Origin of the sequence: Streptomyces coffeae, assembly GCF_016741875.1 — a bacterium.
GTDB lineage: Bacteria > Actinomycetota > Actinomycetes > Streptomycetales > Streptomycetaceae > Streptomyces > Streptomyces coffeae.
In genome coordinates, this window is sequence record NZ_JAERRF010000013.1 from 156,987 (window position 1) to 172,069 (window position 15,083).

The 15,083-nt window shown below is 72.1% G+C and carries 16 protein-coding genes and 1 pseudogene; 5 read left to right on the top strand and 12 right to left on the bottom strand.

Features of this window, described 5'->3' with window-relative positions; genetic code table 11:
- The first annotated feature begins 131 nt into the window (after nucleotides 1-131).
- Nucleotides 132-950: an NAD(P)H-binding protein gene (locus JK363_RS22865; protein ID WP_201876870.1), complete on the top strand. Its 819-nt coding sequence runs from the start codon at nucleotides 132-134 to the stop codon at nucleotides 948-950.
- 42 nt (nucleotides 951-992) lie between these two features.
- Here JK363_RS22865 and ku read toward each other — a convergent pair whose 3' ends face one another.
- Nucleotides 993-2,015 (bottom strand): non-homologous end joining protein Ku, encoded by a 1,023-nt coding sequence (gene ku, locus JK363_RS22870; RefSeq protein ID WP_201876871.1) that lies wholly within the window; start codon nucleotides 2,013-2,015, stop codon nucleotides 993-995.
- 30 nt (nucleotides 2,016-2,045) lie between these two features.
- On the opposite strand from ku, the gene ligD reads away from it, so the two are divergent.
- Nucleotides 2,046-2,966 carry a non-homologous end-joining DNA ligase gene (ligD, locus tag JK363_RS22875; protein WP_201876872.1) on the top strand — a complete coding sequence of 307 codons (921 nt, stop codon included), beginning with the start codon at nucleotides 2,046-2,048 and terminating at the stop codon, nucleotides 2,964-2,966.
- The gene (locus JK363_RS22880; protein WP_201876873.1) at nucleotides 2,963-3,901 is read left to right on the top strand and encodes an ATP-dependent DNA ligase; all 939 of its coding nucleotides are present in this window, start codon (nucleotides 2,963-2,965) and stop codon (nucleotides 3,899-3,901) included. Before ligD ends, JK363_RS22880 begins: the two co-directional genes overlap by 4 nt.
- 54 nt (nucleotides 3,902-3,955) lie before the next feature.
- On the opposite strand, the gene JK363_RS22885 is transcribed toward JK363_RS22880, so the two are convergent.
- The 9 genes from JK363_RS22885 to JK363_RS22925 form a co-directional block, all read right to left on the bottom strand.
- The gene (locus JK363_RS22885) at nucleotides 3,956-4,900 is read right to left on the bottom strand and encodes a 1-aminocyclopropane-1-carboxylate deaminase/D-cysteine desulfhydrase (protein WP_307821830.1); all 945 of its coding nucleotides are present in this window, start codon (nucleotides 4,898-4,900) and stop codon (nucleotides 3,956-3,958) included.
- A 184-nt stretch (nucleotides 4,901-5,084) separates the two neighbouring features.
- The gene (locus JK363_RS22890) at nucleotides 5,085-5,930 is read right to left on the bottom strand and encodes a class I SAM-dependent methyltransferase (RefSeq protein ID WP_201876874.1); all 846 of its coding nucleotides are present in this window, start codon (nucleotides 5,928-5,930) and stop codon (nucleotides 5,085-5,087) included.
- Nucleotides 5,931-6,094: 164 nt separating this feature from the next.
- Nucleotides 6,095-6,568, bottom strand: a complete 474-nt coding sequence (locus tag JK363_RS22895) for a thioesterase family protein (RefSeq protein ID WP_201876875.1) — start codon at nucleotides 6,566-6,568, stop codon at nucleotides 6,095-6,097.
- A complete protein-coding gene (locus tag JK363_RS22900) occupies nucleotides 6,565-7,668 on the bottom strand; it encodes a 3-hydroxyacyl-CoA dehydrogenase NAD-binding domain-containing protein (protein ID WP_201876876.1) in 1,104 nt (367 codons plus the stop codon). Before JK363_RS22900 ends, JK363_RS22895 begins: the two co-directional genes overlap by 4 nt.
- A gap of 61 nt (nucleotides 7,669-7,729) precedes the next feature.
- The gene (locus tag JK363_RS22905) at nucleotides 7,730-8,623 is read right to left on the bottom strand and encodes a beta-keto acid cleavage family enzyme (RefSeq protein WP_201876877.1); all 894 of its coding nucleotides are present in this window, start codon (nucleotides 8,621-8,623) and stop codon (nucleotides 7,730-7,732) included.
- A 31-nt stretch (nucleotides 8,624-8,654) separates the two neighbouring features.
- Complete coding sequence (locus JK363_RS22910; RefSeq protein ID WP_201876878.1) at nucleotides 8,655-9,644, bottom strand: TetR/AcrR family transcriptional regulator; 990 nt, start codon at nucleotides 9,642-9,644, stop codon at nucleotides 8,655-8,657.
- A 144-nt stretch (nucleotides 9,645-9,788) separates the two neighbouring features.
- On the bottom strand, nucleotides 9,789-10,193 hold the full coding sequence (locus JK363_RS22915; RefSeq protein WP_201876879.1) for a deoxyxylulose-5-phosphate synthase: 405 nt from the start codon (nucleotides 10,191-10,193) through the stop codon (nucleotides 9,789-9,791).
- 34 nt (nucleotides 10,194-10,227) lie between these two features.
- Nucleotides 10,228-11,118 carry an alpha/beta fold hydrolase gene (locus JK363_RS22920; RefSeq protein WP_201876880.1) on the bottom strand — a complete coding sequence of 297 codons (891 nt, stop codon included), beginning with the start codon at nucleotides 11,116-11,118 and terminating at the stop codon, nucleotides 10,228-10,230.
- A 58-nt stretch (nucleotides 11,119-11,176) separates the two neighbouring features.
- Nucleotides 11,177-11,701 (bottom strand): MarR family winged helix-turn-helix transcriptional regulator, encoded by a 525-nt coding sequence (locus JK363_RS22925; protein WP_201876881.1) that lies wholly within the window; start codon nucleotides 11,699-11,701, stop codon nucleotides 11,177-11,179.
- 105 nt (nucleotides 11,702-11,806) lie between these two features.
- On the opposite strand from JK363_RS22925, the gene JK363_RS22930 reads away from it, so the two are divergent.
- Nucleotides 11,807-12,682 carry an SDR family NAD(P)-dependent oxidoreductase gene (locus tag JK363_RS22930; protein WP_201876882.1) on the top strand — a complete coding sequence of 292 codons (876 nt, stop codon included), beginning with the start codon at nucleotides 11,807-11,809 and terminating at the stop codon, nucleotides 12,680-12,682.
- Between the two features lie 74 nt (nucleotides 12,683-12,756).
- Nucleotides 12,757-12,882 (top strand): annotated as a pseudogene (locus JK363_RS22935) (GntR family transcriptional regulator); the annotation flags it as partial.
- A gap of 197 nt (nucleotides 12,883-13,079) precedes the next feature.
- On the opposite strand, the gene JK363_RS22940 reads toward JK363_RS22935, so the two are convergent.
- On the bottom strand, nucleotides 13,080-13,859 hold the full coding sequence (locus JK363_RS22940) for a hypothetical protein (protein WP_307821831.1): 780 nt from the start codon (nucleotides 13,857-13,859) through the stop codon (nucleotides 13,080-13,082).
- 148 nt (nucleotides 13,860-14,007) lie between these two features.
- Nucleotides 14,008-14,640 carry an RNA polymerase sigma factor gene (locus tag JK363_RS22945; protein WP_201876884.1) on the bottom strand — a complete coding sequence of 211 codons (633 nt, stop codon included), beginning with the start codon at nucleotides 14,638-14,640 and terminating at the stop codon, nucleotides 14,008-14,010.
- Nucleotides 14,641-15,083: the final 443 nt, after the last annotated feature.

Genomic DNA, 15,083 nt, shown 5'->3' on the forward strand with positions numbered 1-15,083 from the left:
CCGCTGCCCGGCCGGACCAGGCTAACCGTGTGGGTCACACCACCATCCATCTATGTGTTTGACAAGTTCATCCAGTTGGATGAATCTAAGGAACGTCACCGCAACACAGCCTCTACGCAAGGAGATTCGTCATGTTCGTGGTCACCGGAGCCACCGGAAACGTCGGCCGTCACGTGGTGCGGGAGCTGGCCGAGGCGGGCGCCGAGGTCTGCGCGCTCACCCGGAACCCCGAGACGGCGCGGCTGCCGTCGGGTGTCCGTGCCGCCCGTACCGAGGATCTGCCCTTCGAGGGCGCCACCGCGCTCTTCCTCAACCCCGCGGTGGTGTGGAACGGCGCGGACGCGCTGCTCCGGCGAGCCACGGAGCAGGGGGTGCGGCGGATCGTGCTGCTGTCCTCCTCCGCCGCCCTCGACCCCGGCCCCGGCAACCCCATCGGCACCCACCACCGCGACCTGGAGCTCGCGATCGAGGCCCTGGGTGTGGAGTGGACCTTCGTCCGGCCGGGTGCCTTCGCGGTGAACGCGCTCCAGTGGGCGGACGAGATCAAGTCCGGCGATGTGGTCCACGGCCCGTACGCGGAGTGCCAGACCGCCCCGATCCACGAGGCCGACATGGGCGAGGTCGCCGCCCGCGCGCTGCTCGGTGACGACCTCGTCGGCCAGGCGCCGGTGCTCACCGGGCCGGAGTCGCTGGCCTTCGCCGAGCAGGCGCGGATCGTCGGTGAGGCCATTGGGCGTCCGCTGCGGTACGAGGAGCTTCCGCGCGAGGTGGTGCGGGAGGGGATGATCAAGGGATTCGCCACCCCGGAGATCGCGGACGCGCTGCTGGACGTGTTCGCGGCGGGGGTCGGGCGTCCGGCCGAGATCTCGGCGGAGACCGAGCGCATCACCGGGCACCCGGGGCGTACGTTCGCCCAGTGGGCGGCGGACCACAAGGCCGACTTCAGCTGACGGGGGGGCGCCGGGGGCGCCGGGGGCGTTCTCCGGCGGGGGTCAGGAGGCGGTCCTGGAACCCCGCTTGCCGGTCTGCTTCTTCGCCGCGGTTTTCGCGGCGGTCTTCGCGGTCGCCTTCTTCTCCGTGGTCTTCGCGGCCGGCTTGGCGGTCTTCTTCACCGCCTTGCCGCCCTTCGCGGAGGCGGCCCGCTTGGCGGCCGGTGCCTTCTTCGTCGCCTTCTTGCGGCCTCGCAGCTCGGTGACGGTCGCTTCCTCCGCCTCTCCCCCCTCCGCGACCGTTTCGCCGCGGGCCTGCCGGGCGCTGCGGACGCTGTCCTTCAGGGCGGCCATCAGATCCACGACCTGGGCGCCCTTGGGCTCCTCGCCGGGCTCGGCGATGGGCGTGGCGCCGGAGACCTTCGCCGTCACCAGGGCTTCCAGCGCCTCGTGGTAGTCGTCGCGCAACTCGTTCAGATCCACCTCGCCGAGCGTGGCCATCAGGGTGTCGGCCAGGTCCAGTTCGGCGGGTTTCACCGAGACCTTCTCCTTGGGTGCCACCCCCGTGGACTCCCGTACCTCGTCCGGCCACAGCAGCCGGTGCATCGCGAGCGCGTCGCCCACCACCCGCAGCATCCCCAGCCGCTCCCGGCCCCGGTGGACGTACTTGGTGATGGCCACCTTCTCGCTGCGCCTGAGCGCCTCGCGGAGCAGTGTGTACGGCTTGGCCGCGGCAATGCCGTTGACTCCCAGGTAGTAGGCGTCACCCATTTGCAGCGGATCGATCTCCGAGGCGGGGATGAACGCCTCGATCTCCAGGGCGCGGGTGGTGGGCAGCGGCAGGGCGGCCAGGTCCTCGTCGGTGATCGGGATCAGCGCACCGTCGGCGTCCTCGTACGCCCGGCCGATCTCGCCCGCCTCGACCGGCTTGTCCTCGAGCTCGCAGACCTTGCGGTACCGGATGCGGCCGCCATCGGCAGTGTGGATCTGTCGGAAGGAGACCGAGTGGTCTTCGGTTGCCGGATACATCTTGATCGGGATGCTCACCAGGCCGAAGGAAATGTTCCCATTCCAGATAGATCGCATGCTTGATCCCTTTCGTGAGATTCTTATCGTATGTCACCGATCACGGAGGTGGAGGGGCGGCGGATCGCGCTCAAGAACCTCGACAAGGTCATCCATCCGGCCACCGGCACCACCAAGGGCGAGCTGCTGCACTATCTGGCCTCGGCCTCCGACGCCCTTCTCGGCCATCTCCACGGGCGTCCGCTGGCCTTCCTGCGCTACCCGGACGGCCCCGACGGCCAGATGTTCTTCACCAAGAACCCGCCCCCCGGCACCCCCTCCTGGGTGACCACCGCCGACGTCACCCGCCACGAGGGCGAGACCGCCCGCCAGGTCCTGGTCCAGGACCTGGCGTCGCTGATGTGGGCGGCCAACCTCGTGGTCGAGTTCCACGCCCCGATGTGGCGGATCGACCTGGGCGAGGGCATCGCCGACCGGCTCGTCCTCGACCTCGACCCCGGCCCGCCCGCGACGATCGTCGACTGCTGCGGCGTCGCCCTGTGGCTGCGGGAGCGGCTGCGCGCCGACGGGCTCACCGCCTGCGCCAAGACCAGCGGCTCCAAGGGGCTGCACCTTCTGGTCCCGCTGGAGCCGACCCCCTCCCGGCGGACCACCGCCTACGCCCGGTCGCTCGCCGCCGAGGCCGCCGCGGCCCTGCCCGACCTGGTCATCCGCAAGATGACCCGCTCACTGCGGACCGGGAAGGTGTACGTCGACTTCAGCCAGAACGCGGCGGCGAAAACCACCGCGGCTCCGTACACGGCCCGCGCCCGCCCCGAGCCCACCGTCTCCACCCCCGTCACCTGGGACGAGATCGAAGAGACGGCGGAGGCGGAGGGCTCGGACGGTTCCGGACCGCTGGTGTTCCGGATCGACGACGTCCCTGCCCGCCTCGAGCGCCACGGCGATCTGCTCGCCCCGCTCCTCGACCCCGGCCGGGCCCATCCGCTGCCCGCCGGTGACCACCGATGACCTCGCCCGGCCCCCTGCTGCCACCGGTGGAGGTGGCGCTGGCCCGCGCCGTCCCGTCCCTGCCCGTCGCCCGGGAAGGGCAGCGGCTGGCGTACGAGCCGAAGTTCGACGGCCACCGGCTGGTGATCTTCCGGCTGGAGGATGCCGTACGGATGCAGGCCCGCTCCGGCCGTATCGTCACCCGCGCCTTCCCCGACCTGGAGGCCGCCGCCCGGCCGCTGCCGCCCGGTACCGTCCTGGACGGCGAGGTGGTGGTGTGGGCGGGCGGCCGCACCGACTTCGCCTCCGTCCAGAAGCGCGCCTTCGCCGCCACGGGCTCCCGCGCGGCCCGGCTCGCCCGGGAACTGCCCGCCTCCTACGCGGCGTTCGACCTTCTCGCCCAGGGCGGGGAGGACCTGCGGCCGCTGCCCTACGCACAGCGCCGCGCCCGGCTGATGGCGCTCCTGGAACCGCTCGGCCCGCCCCTCCAGGCCGTCCCCATGACCACCGACCCGGAACTGGCCGCCACCTGGTACGAGGCGCTCACGGCCATCGGGGTCGAGGGGCTGGTCGTCAAGAACCTCGACGAGCCCTACCGCGCGGGGCGCCACTGGCGGAAGGTGCGGCATGCGGAGACCCGGGACGCGGTGGTCGTCGGCGTTGTCGGCCCGCGGCTGCGCCCGCGCTCGCTCGCGCTGGTGCTGCCCGGTGACGATGACCCGGTGGTCTCCAGCCCCCTGTCCCCGGCGGTCCGCGCCCAGCTCGCCGCGGCCCTGCGGGAACTGCCGGAAGCCGAGCCTCCGGCCCCGCCCGGTGAACTGCCCACCGCGCTCGACACCGTCGGCACCCGGATCACCTACCGCCCCATCCCGCCGGAGCTCACGGTGGAGGTGCGCCAGGAGAGCACGGTGCGCCATGCGGCGACGACGGTGACGCGGCTGCGGGTCGGGGAGTAGCACGGTGGTGGTGCGGGCACCGCACCCGCATACCACTCGTCCCCGGCCGGTGTCCTACCCGTCGGAGGTGACCGGATCCGGGGGGCCGGTGATCACGGCGGTGATCCGGGTGCCGGGCTCCGGCGCCCGGCGCTCCACCAGGTCGTACACGCACCACAGCGCCTTCGCCACGTACCGCCGCTCCAGGGCGATCCCGTGCCGGTCCTCGAACGCCGCCGCGAAGGCGTCCAGTTCGGCGGGGACCCGGCCGTAGCCGCCCCCGTGGTGGTCGTGGTCGATCCGCCAGTTGCCGAACGACCGCCCCCACCCCTGTTCGTGCAGCCGTGTCACCTCGTCGTCCAGATACCGGGCACCCCGGACCACGGCGACCCCCAGTGCTCGTGCGCCGTCCGGCAGTCCGGCGGCGATTCCCGCCAGTGTGCCGCCGGTGCCCACCGCGCAGCACACGACGTCGCGTTCGCCCAGATCCGGCAGTTCGGCGGGCAGCTCCGCGGCGCCCCGTGCGGCCAGGACGTTCGTACCGCCCTCCGGCAGCACCCAGCAGCGCCCCCACCGTTCCTCCAGCGCGCGCCGGGTGGCCGGATCGTCCAGCGCGCGCAGCGTCGCGCGGTAGCCCGTACGGTCCAGGAACGCCAGCTCCATACCGTGCGCCTCGGCCCGTGCCAGCGACCAGTTGCGCGGCGCGTCCGCCAGTTCGTCACCCCGGACGACTCCGACCGTGGACAGCCCGTACGCGGCTCCGGCGGCGGCCACCGCGCGGAGGTGGTTGGAGTACGCGCCGCCGAAGGTGAGCACCCGGGTGTGGCCCTGCTCGACGGCCGCCCGCAGATTAGGGGTGAGCTTGCGCCATTTGTTGCCCGGTACCAGGGGGTGGATGAGGTCGTCCCGCTTCAGCCGTAGTTCCACGCCCCGGCCGGCCGGCCACTCGTCGTGTACGTCCTGCAACGGGGACGGCAGCCAGGGCTGATAGCGGGTGGCGATGTCCATCGGGGGTCTCACCTGTCCATTCTGGACGCACCTTCCGGGTTGCCGCCTGCGCCCCTCGTGAGCCGGTTGGCCGCGGGACCCGCTCCGGTCACGCGGCGTGAGTATGGGCACGGCGTTCGGCCGTGAGGGTGCCGCCCGTGCCCAGGACACCGCGACGACGGACGAGGCGCTGTTCGGGCGTTCCCTGCGCACTCCGTCAGCCGAAGCGGGTGAGCACCGTCATCGTGGGGCGCAGGTTCCGTACCACGGGCAGTCGGCGGAGCAGCGGGGCCACCGCCCCGTGGTACACGCCACGGCCGCGCGGCGGGGGCAGTTCGCGCACCTCGGTGATGGCCGGGTGGGCGGTGCGCACCTTGGGCAGTTCACCCGCGTCCATGCCCCAGGGCATGGGCGGTGTCCGGTAGCCCTGCGCGGTACGCATCTCGCCGCGCATCGTGCGGGCGCTGAACCAGCGTGGCACCGCGTCGAAGACCAGCGTCCCGCCCCGGAACCGCTCTGCGCACCCCGCGATCAGATCCCGCACCTCAACCGGCCGCAGATACATCAGCAGTCCCTGGGCGGTGATCAGCACCCCGCGCGACGGATCGACCTCGTCCCGCCAGGACAGGTCGAGTGCCGAGCGGGCGAGGGTGCGCCGCCGGTCGTCGTCCGGCAGCAGGGCGCGGCGTACCTCGGCGGTCTCCGGCAGCTCCACGCACAGCCAGCGCGCCCGCCCGTTGTCCACCCGCCAGTACTGCGTCTCCAGACCCTCGGCGAGCGTGACGACCGTGCCCTCCGGATGCTCGTCCAGGAAGGCCCGTACGGCGCTGTCGAAGGTACGGACCCGCAGCGCCTGGCCCTGCGCCAGCAGCGGCGCGGCCGGGCCGAAGGTCTCCGCGAAGGGGTAGTCGATACGGTCGACCAGCTCCACGGCCTTGGGATCGTCGAGTACCCGCCGGGGGCGACGGGCCTCGGCGGCCCGCATATAGAGGTTCCACAGCGAGGTCTCGGGCACCCCGCTGAGCTCGACGCTCCAGCCGTCGCCGTTCGCTGCGTCCGCCATGGCGCTGCTCCTCGGGTGTCGCGTGCGCGGGGGTGGGCGGTTCTCCCCTGCCATTCAACCTCGCCCCGGAGCTTCCGGAACGCCGGACGCCCCGGATCGGCGGGTGCCGGGTCCGGGGCGTCCGAGCAGTCAGCGCCGGGCGGCGGCGCCGGGAGCCGCGTCGCTCACGCCGGCTCCGCCGGGACCGGGCCGATGGCCTGCCCCGCCCACTCCGGTGCCTTCTCGACCAGGGCCGAAAGCCGCTCTCGCACCTCGTCCGGGAAGGGGGCGGCGTGCCCCTGCTTCTGGTCCGTGTGCACAGCGAGCAGCTCGGTCGTGGCGACCGGCGCCCCGTCCGGCTCGCCCACGTGCATCTCGTGCGAGAACCGCACCTTCTTCTCGTCCACCCCCAGCACCCGGGTCCGGATGGTGAGTTCGGCGCCTTCCTCGACCTCGCGCAGATACCGTATGTGCGACTCCACGGTGTAGAGCGAGTAGCCGGTCTTCGCGCGATAGCTGGAGTCGAGCCCGGTCTCGACCATCATCTCGTCGGTGCTGTGGCCGAAGACGAGGACATAGAACGCCTCGCTCATATGGCCGTTGTAGTCGATCCATTCGGGCCGGACGGTCTGCTGGTAGTCGGGGAGCGGGGTGCTCATGAGTCGCCTCCCTGGGGCGCGTGGGTGGTGCTTTGCCGCGGAAGCGGGCTGGTGTTGCTGGCGGTGCTGATGTTGCTGGGGTTGGCGGTGTCGCCGGTGTTGCGGTTGGTGCTCGCGGTGTCGCCGGTGTCGCCGGTGCTGCCGCCTTGCCGCGGAAGCCGGCCGGTGGCCCGCAGCACATTGATGACGCCCTGGTCGCGCTCGGCGACGAGCTGAGCGATGCTGCGGCCGTCGGCCGCCGTCTCACAGCCCTCGACCATCGCCGTACGCAGCGCCTCGTCCAGCTCCGGCGCCTCCAGACGGGTCCAGGGCGATTTCAGCGAGGGCCCGAAATGGTCGAGCATATGGGCCATCCCGCCTTCGCCGCCCGCGAGGGCGAACGTCAGACACGGGCCCATGAAGGCCCACCGCAGCCCCGGCCCCTCGGTGATCGAGGCGTCGATCTCCCGCACCGTCGCCTCACCGGCGGCGACCATGTGCAGGGCTTCCCGCCACAGCGCCTCCTGAAGGCGGTTGGCGATGAAACCGGGCAGCTCACGGTCCATGGTGATCACGGACTTCCCGGCCTCGGTGTAGAAGCGCGAAGCCCAGCCGACGGCCGTGGCATCCGTCCGCTGACCGCCCACGACCTCGACCAGGGGGATGAGATACGGCGGGTTGAAGGGGTGGCCGACGACGAGGCGGCCGGGGTCGGCGGCCTCGGTCTGCATGTCCGTCATCGGATAGCCGGAGGTCGAGGACGCGATGACCACACCCGCGGGCGTCGCGGCGTCCAGCTCGGCCAGCAGCCGCCGCTTCAGCTCCAGCTTCTCGGGAGCGCTCTCCTGGACGAACTGTGCCTCGGCCACGGCCTCACCGAGTGTCGCGGCGAAGGTCAGACGGTCGGGCGAGGCGCCCTCGGCGAGACCGATCTGCTCGAGCGAGGGCCAGGCGGCCGTGACCAGACGGCGCAGCCTGTCCTCGGCGTCGGGGGCCGGATCCCAGGCGGTGACGTCGTAGCCGCGCGCCAGGAAGTGGGCGACCCAGCCGCCGCCGATCACTCCGGCGCCGATGCAGGCGACCCGCCGAACGCCGTCGGGCGGGCAGGGGGGAGGGGGCATGGGGACGTGGTTCCTCACAGTGGGGGACGGGAGTGGTGGTGGGGGGTGGGGGAGCGGGGCATCACCCGCGGGGCTTCAGCCCCAGCCGCTGCCGCGCCTCGTCGGGTGCGGCGACCCGGGCGCCCAGCAGTTCGGTGATGTGGACGGCACGTTCGACAAGCCGGCCGTTGGTGGCCTTGACGCCGCGGCTGAGGTAGAGGTTGTCCTCCAGCCCGACCCGGACGTTGCCGCCGAGCAGGATCGACTGCGCCACCCAGGGCATCTGCATCCGGCCCAGCGCGAAGCTGGCCCACTGCGCGCCCTCCGGCAGCAGATCGACCATCGCCTTGAGGACGCCGGGCTCGGCGGGGGCGCCCCAGGGGATGCCCATGCAGAGCTGGAAGACGGTCGGATCGTCGAGCAGCCCCTCGGTCAGCAGCTGCTTGGCGAACCACAGCTGCCCGGTGTCGAAGATCTCCAACTCGGGCCGTACGCCAAGCTCCTGGATGCGCTTGGCGCCGGTGCGCAGCATGTCGGGGGTGGAGACGTAGAGGTTGCTGCCGTCGCCGAAGTTGAGCGAACCGCAGTCGAGGGTGCAGATGTCCGGCAGCAGCTCCTCGACGTGCGGTAGCCGCTCGAGACCCCCCACCAGGTCCGTACCGGGAAGCTGCTTCAGCGGCTGCTCGGGGTCGATGACCAGGTCACCGCCCATGCCCGCGGTGAGGTTGATGACCACGTCGGTCCCGGTCTCCTTCACCCGCTCGACAACCTCGCGGTACAGCCGTGGTTCACGGGCGGGGGCGCCGGTCTCGGGATCCCGGACATGAACATGGACCACGGCGGCCCCGGCCTCGGCGGCCTCGACGGCGGACCGGGCGATCTGCGCGGGGGTGACGGGGACATGGGGACTGCGGCCCACGGTGTCACCGGCGCCGGTGAGGGCGCAGGTGATGATGACACTCTCGTTCATGGGCATGGGTATCACTCCGAATCTGCGGAACCGGAACCTAGGGCCCGTCGGCGGGGTGCGGTGCGGCTGTGTCCGTAACGGCGGGGGAGGGTCCGGTGCCGGTGCCGGACGGGACGCATCCCCCGGCGGCCAACTCGGTGTCCACGTAGTCGCCACACGCGGCATGCATGGCCTCGGCGCTCATCCCGACGCCCGCCGCACCGCCTTCACCGGGGGCGGCGGCCAGCACCTGCGCCGCCAGCCCGTCCATCAGCGCGGTCAGCCGTACCGCGCCGGACTCCGGGTCGACGCCCCGGAAGACGCCCTGCGCGATTCCGCGCCGGATCACCTCGGCGACGGTCTGCCGCCACTGCCGGTAGAAGTCGGCGTGCAGTCGCCCGATCGCCGTGGACCGCGCGGCCTCGGCCCACAGGTCCATCCACACCAGCCACTGCCTGCGCTGCTGCACGGTGTACGGCACTTGGAGCGCGATCAGCTGCCGCAGTTCCTCGTACGCGTCGTCGGCCTCCGCGATCCGGGCGGCGCGGCGCGCGGTGTCCTCGTCCATGCACCAGCGCACCGCGGCTTCCAGCAGCTCGGCGCGGCCGGGGAAGTGGTAGTGGATGGCGGCGGTGCTGGTGTCGCAGGCGGCGGCGATGTCGGCGACGCGGACGGCGTGGAAGCCGTGTTCGGCGATGAGCCGCACCGTCTCCCGCACGATCTGCAACGGCCGTCCCCCTTCGGGCGCGACGGCGACCGGCCGCGGAGCCGAGTGAGCCTTGACGGAGGGGACGGCCACAGCGGGCTCAGAGGCTTCGGCGGACTCGGTGGCCGTCGCGGTGCCGAGCAGCCATCCCGCGTCCACGTTCCCGGCGTCGGCGATCCGGGCCAGTTCGGCGATGGTGAACCGGCGGCTGCCACCGAGCGAGCGCGACAGCTTGGACGGGTCCATCACGATCCGCCGCGCGAACTCCCGCTGGCTGCACCCGACTTCGTCGATCACCTGGCGAACGCGTGCGGCCACCTCGGCGCCGGACTGCTGCTGCATGGCCGTCACCGTACGGACGCGTTGAGATAAGCGCAATGGACGAGTGTCGCGTATGCCCGCTAGGAAGAGGAATGCCAGCTAATTGACGTCGGTGGCTCTTCGTACCCCGACTGACTCAAAGATCAGTTCCGCCGGGGACACCTCTCATCGCGACCGTTCCCGTCCCCGTCCCCGTCCCCGCCCCCGTTCCCGCCCCCGCCGACCGCTCGGCGCGGACCACGGCACCTCCGCCCGTACCAGCGCGCGGGCCAACGGCTCACCGCTGTCCCGTGCGTACGCCATCCGTTCCCGCACCTCGGCCATCGTGCGCGGCCGGTAGCCCGGTCCGCCGCAGCACCCCATGGGGAAGCGGATGCCCGCGTGCAGCAGCAGCGAGAGCGTCCGCCACCCCTCGGTGTCCCGGCGCGGGGGCGGCGCGAAGGCGGCCCCGACATGGATCAGCGGCTCCGCGCAGCGCGGACAGCGCCGTTCGGGATGGCGGGCGTCCCGCGGCTGTTTGTAGGAAGCCCGGCAGGGGAGGCAGACGTACGAGGTCTTCGCGGGCGGCATGGGACCGAGGGTAGGTGTGCCGCCGACCGCCCTTCTAGGTGTTTTTCCCGGTGGCGGCCCGTTCCACCTTCTCCAGCAGCGCGGTCAGGATCGGCTCGGCGTGCGTCCACAGCAGCGCACCACCGATCCCGGGCACAACGCGGCGGTGGGCGCCGGGAATACGGGACGTGAGGAGGGCCCCGTTGTCGGGGGAGTGGCTGGTGTCCCGTTCGCCGTACCAGATCTCGACCGGTACCTCGATCCTCGACAGGTCGAACGGCCACCGCCCCATGGCCAGGACGGTGTCGCGGGCGTAACCGGCCGCGTCGTGGGCGAACCCCTCGTCCAGAGCCCGGCGGTAGGCGGCGTCGAAGCGGGGATCCTGGTAGACGGCCAGATCGCAGTCGGGCGCACCGCCCAGCACCATCCCCCGCATCGCCTCCGCGGTGAAGCCCGCGAAGAACGCCTCGGCCCCGTCCGGGTCGGCGGCGGTGCGCTCCACGAGGCCGCGTACCTCCTCCGGCAGGGCGGCCGCGAACTCCGGCGCGGCGACCTCGTCCGCACCCGAGACAACGGCCAGCGCGGAGGCTCCACCCTCGACGGCGCAGGCGAGCGCGAACGGAGCGCCCTGCGAGTTCCCGACCATGGCCGGGCGGCCGAGCCCACCCGCGTCGCTGAGCTGCCGGAGGTCGGCGGCGACATCGGAGAAGGTGCGGCTGGGCGCGGGCGTCGAGGCCCCGATCCCGGGGCGGTCCACGGAGATGAGACGCACCCCGAGCGCCCCGACGACATCCCTCCCGAACCCCAGCCACCGGCTGGTGGCGGCGCCGGGACACAACACCACCGGCACGCCGTCCGACGGCCCCCACTCGGCCCACCCCAGCGACCGTCCGTCGCTCAGCCGTGTCTCACCGAGCCGGTCCGGCTCCCCCGCGTATCCACTCATGATCGCCATCATGGCGACGCGCGGACCGCGTGCGCACCCGGGTTTCCCCGGCCTCCGCTCAGCCCTCTTCCTTCGCCTTCTTGAGCTCCTCCGTCTTGAGCCCCTCCGTCTTGAGCTTCTCTTCCTTGAGCTTCTCTTCCTTGAGCTTTTTCCACACCTGGCTGAGGGCCGTGAGGTCGTCCTCGTCGAGGATGTCGGTGAAGACGGGGGCGAGGCAGGCGCGGCGGGTGGCGTCGGCCTCCTCGAAGAGCCGGCGGCCCTCGGGAGTGAGGCTGATCTCCACGGAGCGGGCGTCATGCGCGGCGGGCGTACGCGTGACCAGTCCGCGGTTCCGCAGGGCGTCGATCACGCGTGAGACCTGGCTGCGGCTGAGCATGGTGCTGTTGCCGAGCACGGACGCGGGGACCGGGTCGGGGCTGGAGGCGAGCCAGAGCATCACCTCGAACCAGGAGACCGGCAGATCGTGCCCCTTGACCAGGGCGCGGTCCACACGTTCGGTGAGCACGGTTCCGGCCCAGACCAGCCCGTAGAAGGCGTGATCGGCGACGGGCATGTCCGCCTGGGTGAGCTTGCGCTGTGCCATGGCCCGAGCATACCCGGGTTGCGTGTGCACACACGCAATGTTTAAGGTGTGTGTGCACGCACATAAGCTGGTCGCCGTCGGCGGCCCCGAGGAAAGGCCCCCCGTATGTCCCTCGCCGCCCCCTCCGAGACCGCCCCCACCACCGACTCCAAGGTCGTCGTGATCACCGGCACCTCGTCCGGTATGGGCCTGGCCGCCGCCGTGGCCGCGGCCCAGGCGGGCTGGCGCACCGTCGCGACCCTCCGCGACCCGAGCCGCGCCGACGCCCTGCGCGAGGCGGCCGTGGACGCGGGCGTCGAGCTCGACATCCGCCGCCTCGACGTCACCGACGAAGCCGCCGCCACCGCCTTGGTCGACGCCGTGATCGCCGACTACGGCCACCTGGACGCCGTGATCAACAACGCGGGCGCGGGCCACCTGGGCACCCTCGAGAACGAGACCGTCGCCGACGTCCGCGAGGTCATGGAGGTCAACTTCTTCGGCGTCCTCCACCTCTCCAAGGCCGCCCTCCCGCACCTGCGCGCCTCCAGCGGCCGCCTGATCACCGTCTCCAGCGTCGGCGGCGTCATCGGCCAGCCCTTCAACGAGGCGTACTGTGCCGCCAAGTTCGCGGTAGAGGGCTACATGGAGAGCCTGGCTCCGGTCGCGGCGGCCCTCGGCGTGACGGTCTCGGTCGTCGAACCGGGCGCGGTGGCCACCGAGTTCGTCAACAACATCAACCTCGACCGGGACGCCGAGGTCGCCGCCGCCGGTGCGTACGCCCCCACTCTGCGGGCCTACCTGGAGCGCACCGCCGCCCAGTTCCTCAACGGCGCCCAGACCCCGGCCGAGGCGGCCCGCACCGTCCTCGAAGCCCTCACCGCCGACACCCCCGCCTTCCGCCTCCAGACCTCCGACTGGGCCCGCGACTTCACCGCCATCAAGCTCACGGACGTGGACGGCTCGGCGGTGCTGGGCCTGACGGGGACGTGGATCGGCTGACGGGCCGCGGCCGCCGACTGCGCGAAGAGCGCTTCCGCCGCTCGATCTTCGTGAGATGGGCGTGTCCAGGTGGGGGCGGTCTGCCGGTGCTACGGACACTGCGCGTGGTCTACAGCGACGGCGAGTGCCCCATCGAAGCCACGGTCATGGCCAAGGCGGGCCACCTCTACGAGCTCCAGTACGAGTTCACGCCGTCCTGATCTGCCGCCGTCCGCTGTTGAGGTCAGCAGTAGACGTCACTGACGTCGGCTTCGGACCCTTGATCGTCGCAAGCCACGGCCTCCGTCGCAGGGCTGGCTTCCGCGTGATCGGTATCCGCGAGCGCATCGTGATCAGCAACTGCGCCCTACACAGAGCCCCCCGCCAGGACGGGGCACGGATGGGGTACGGCGCGGGGCTACTGGTGCTTTCCGCTGCCCGTCCCGCCGCTTGCCTGTCCCGTCCCGCCGCTAACCTGGCCGTTCCCGGTCGCATTGTGCGTACCGCCGGGGTCGGCACCGGATGCGCCGGTGCCGGACGTGCCGTTGCCGGACGCGCCGGTGTCCCCCGTTGCGCCGCTGTCGGCGTTCGCGGGGCCCTTGCCGGGTTTGCCCGCGCCGGTGGTCCTGTTCGGGGTGGCCGTAGCCCGCGTCAGCTGCTCGGAGCAATACGTGGCGACCTTGTCCTGTCCGCCGGCGGCCGTGACGAGCTGCTGCCAGGCCGTCGCGTTGAGTGCTTTGCCGTGCTTCCCGACCTGCTCGTAGGCGCGGCAGTGAGCCTCGGTGTCCTGGGCGCGGGAGGGGTGGTCCGTCGGTTCGGGGCGGTCGGAGGACGCCGACGAGGCCGTGCCGCCCGGCTGGTCCGAGGCGGCCGTCGATGGGTGCGTGGTTCCCCGGCCGGTGTCGGCTCGGTCGGCGGAACCGATGGCCGCGACCGCAACGCCGCCCAGGGCGAGGCTGGCAAACGCCACGCCGAATGTCATCCGCATCGGGCGCCGTATGCGCCGCTCCTCGGGCCGGCGCCAGTCGTCGCAGCGCCGGGTACGCGCCCGGCGCGCGCCCGTGCTGCCGTGGGCGGCGGACCGGAAGGCGGCCAGGGCCTGCTGCTCGGCCCTGGGGTCGAGGTGGTCTGCGCGTAGGGCGGCGGTCAGCGCCGTTTCCAGCGTGGCGGAGTCCTGCACGTCCGGCGGACCGGACACGGTTCCGTCAGGGTGCCCATGCCGGTGACGGACCGGAACTCCGTCGCCGCTCAGTCGTTCACCCATGTTCGCTTCCGTTCCTGCCTGGCTGTTTCGTTCGAGGTGGCGGGCCTGGCGCTTCCCGGCTGCCTGCTGGTGCCCGCGTCGTTCATTTCGACTCCCCCAGCGTTCGGGAAGCCTCATCCGTCACATCCGCATCCGCCTTGCCGCCGACGCCCAGCTGGCGGGCCAGGCGTTTCAGGCCCCGGTGCGCGGCCGTGCGCACCGCTCCCGGACGTTTGCCGAGGACGCGTGCCGTGGCCGGACCGTCCAGGCCCATGACGACCCGCAGGAGCACCGCCTCGGCCTGGTCCCGTGGCAGCCCGCGGACCAGCTCCAGGGCCCGCTCGGTGGAGAGAGACTCCAGGGCCTGGTCATAGGTGTTGTGCGGTCCGGGCAGGTGCAATACGTCCTGTTCGGTCCCGCCGGCCCGGGGCCGTACGCGCTGGCGGCGCAGATGGTCCAGGGCCCGGTGCCGGGCGATGGTCGCGGTCCAGCCACGGAACCCGGCCCCGTCCCCCTTGAAACGCCCGAGGTCGCGGGCTATCTCCAGCCAGGCGTCGGAGGCCACGTCCTCCGCGTCGTTGCCGACCAGCCCGTGGAGATAGCCCAGCAGGCCCGGCTGCACGATCCGGTAGGCCAACGCGAAAGCGGCCTCGTCGCCGTCCTGGGCCCGCGCGATGGCAGCGCCCAGTTCCCCGTCGCATGCCTGTATGCGCCGGGGTTGCCGTGCCTGGCCCAAGACTGTCCTCGTTCGCACCGGGTTCATAGCGATCCGTGTCGTCCGCCGCGCTCCGGTCGCATCGACGGCCCGTGGTGAACAGCGTCCGCCGTCAGAGAAGTGTCACAACGCCCCAGGTCTTCACGTCGTCGCCGGAGTCCGGCCGTGCATCCGCCGTAGCGAGAGGACCGGCACGGCGGCTCCGGTGAACGGCGCTGTCCCGGCCGGGTGACGTTTCGCGTACCTCGTGCGCTGGCTGAATACCGGGGTCGGTACCGGTCCGGTGCGCACTCCCGCCGGATGCCGACACCGCCGGACCTCTCTCCGTGCTGCCGCTGACTCCCCCCGGTGAGCCGCGCGGAGAGGGAAGGGGCGGCTGGGAACCCGCCCACTGCACGGGTTCCCGGCCGCCCATGCGCATCGGACCGCCGGTGGGCGGCCGGGCGTGGATCACGGATCTCACC

What these genes read in the sequence shown, in the direction of transcription:
- JK363_RS22865 (WP_201876870.1), top strand. Translation starts at nt 132, where the DNA reads ATGTTCGTGGTCACCGGAGCCACCGGAAACGTCGGCCGTCACGTGGTG.
- ku (WP_201876871.1), bottom strand. Translation starts at nt 2,015, where the DNA reads ATGCGATCTATCTGGAATGGGAACATTTCCTTCGGCCTGGTGAGCATC.
- ligD (WP_201876872.1), top strand. Translation starts at nt 2,046, where the DNA reads ATGTCACCGATCACGGAGGTGGAGGGGCGGCGGATCGCGCTCAAGAAC.
- JK363_RS22880 (WP_201876873.1), top strand. Translation starts at nt 2,963, where the DNA reads ATGACCTCGCCCGGCCCCCTGCTGCCACCGGTGGAGGTGGCGCTGGCC.
- JK363_RS22890 (WP_201876874.1), bottom strand. Translation starts at nt 5,930, where the DNA reads ATGGCGGACGCAGCGAACGGCGACGGCTGGAGCGTCGAGCTCAGCGGG.
- JK363_RS22895 (WP_201876875.1), bottom strand. Translation starts at nt 6,568, where the DNA reads ATGAGCACCCCGCTCCCCGACTACCAGCAGACCGTCCGGCCCGAATGG.
- JK363_RS22900 (WP_201876876.1), bottom strand. Translation starts at nt 7,668, where the DNA reads ATGCCCCCTCCCCCCTGCCCGCCCGACGGCGTTCGGCGGGTCGCCTGC.
- JK363_RS22905 (WP_201876877.1), bottom strand. Translation starts at nt 8,623, where the DNA reads ATGCCCATGAACGAGAGTGTCATCATCACCTGCGCCCTCACCGGCGCC.
- JK363_RS22910 (WP_201876878.1), bottom strand. Translation starts at nt 9,644, where the DNA reads ATGCAGCAGCAGTCCGGCGCCGAGGTGGCCGCACGCGTTCGCCAGGTG.
- JK363_RS22915 (WP_201876879.1), bottom strand. Translation starts at nt 10,193, where the DNA reads ATGCCGCCCGCGAAGACCTCGTACGTCTGCCTCCCCTGCCGGGCTTCC.
- JK363_RS22920 (WP_201876880.1), bottom strand. Translation starts at nt 11,118, where the DNA reads ATGAGTGGATACGCGGGGGAGCCGGACCGGCTCGGTGAGACACGGCTG.
- JK363_RS22925 (WP_201876881.1), bottom strand. Translation starts at nt 11,701, where the DNA reads ATGGCACAGCGCAAGCTCACCCAGGCGGACATGCCCGTCGCCGATCAC.
- JK363_RS22930 (WP_201876882.1), top strand. Translation starts at nt 11,807, where the DNA reads ATGTCCCTCGCCGCCCCCTCCGAGACCGCCCCCACCACCGACTCCAAG.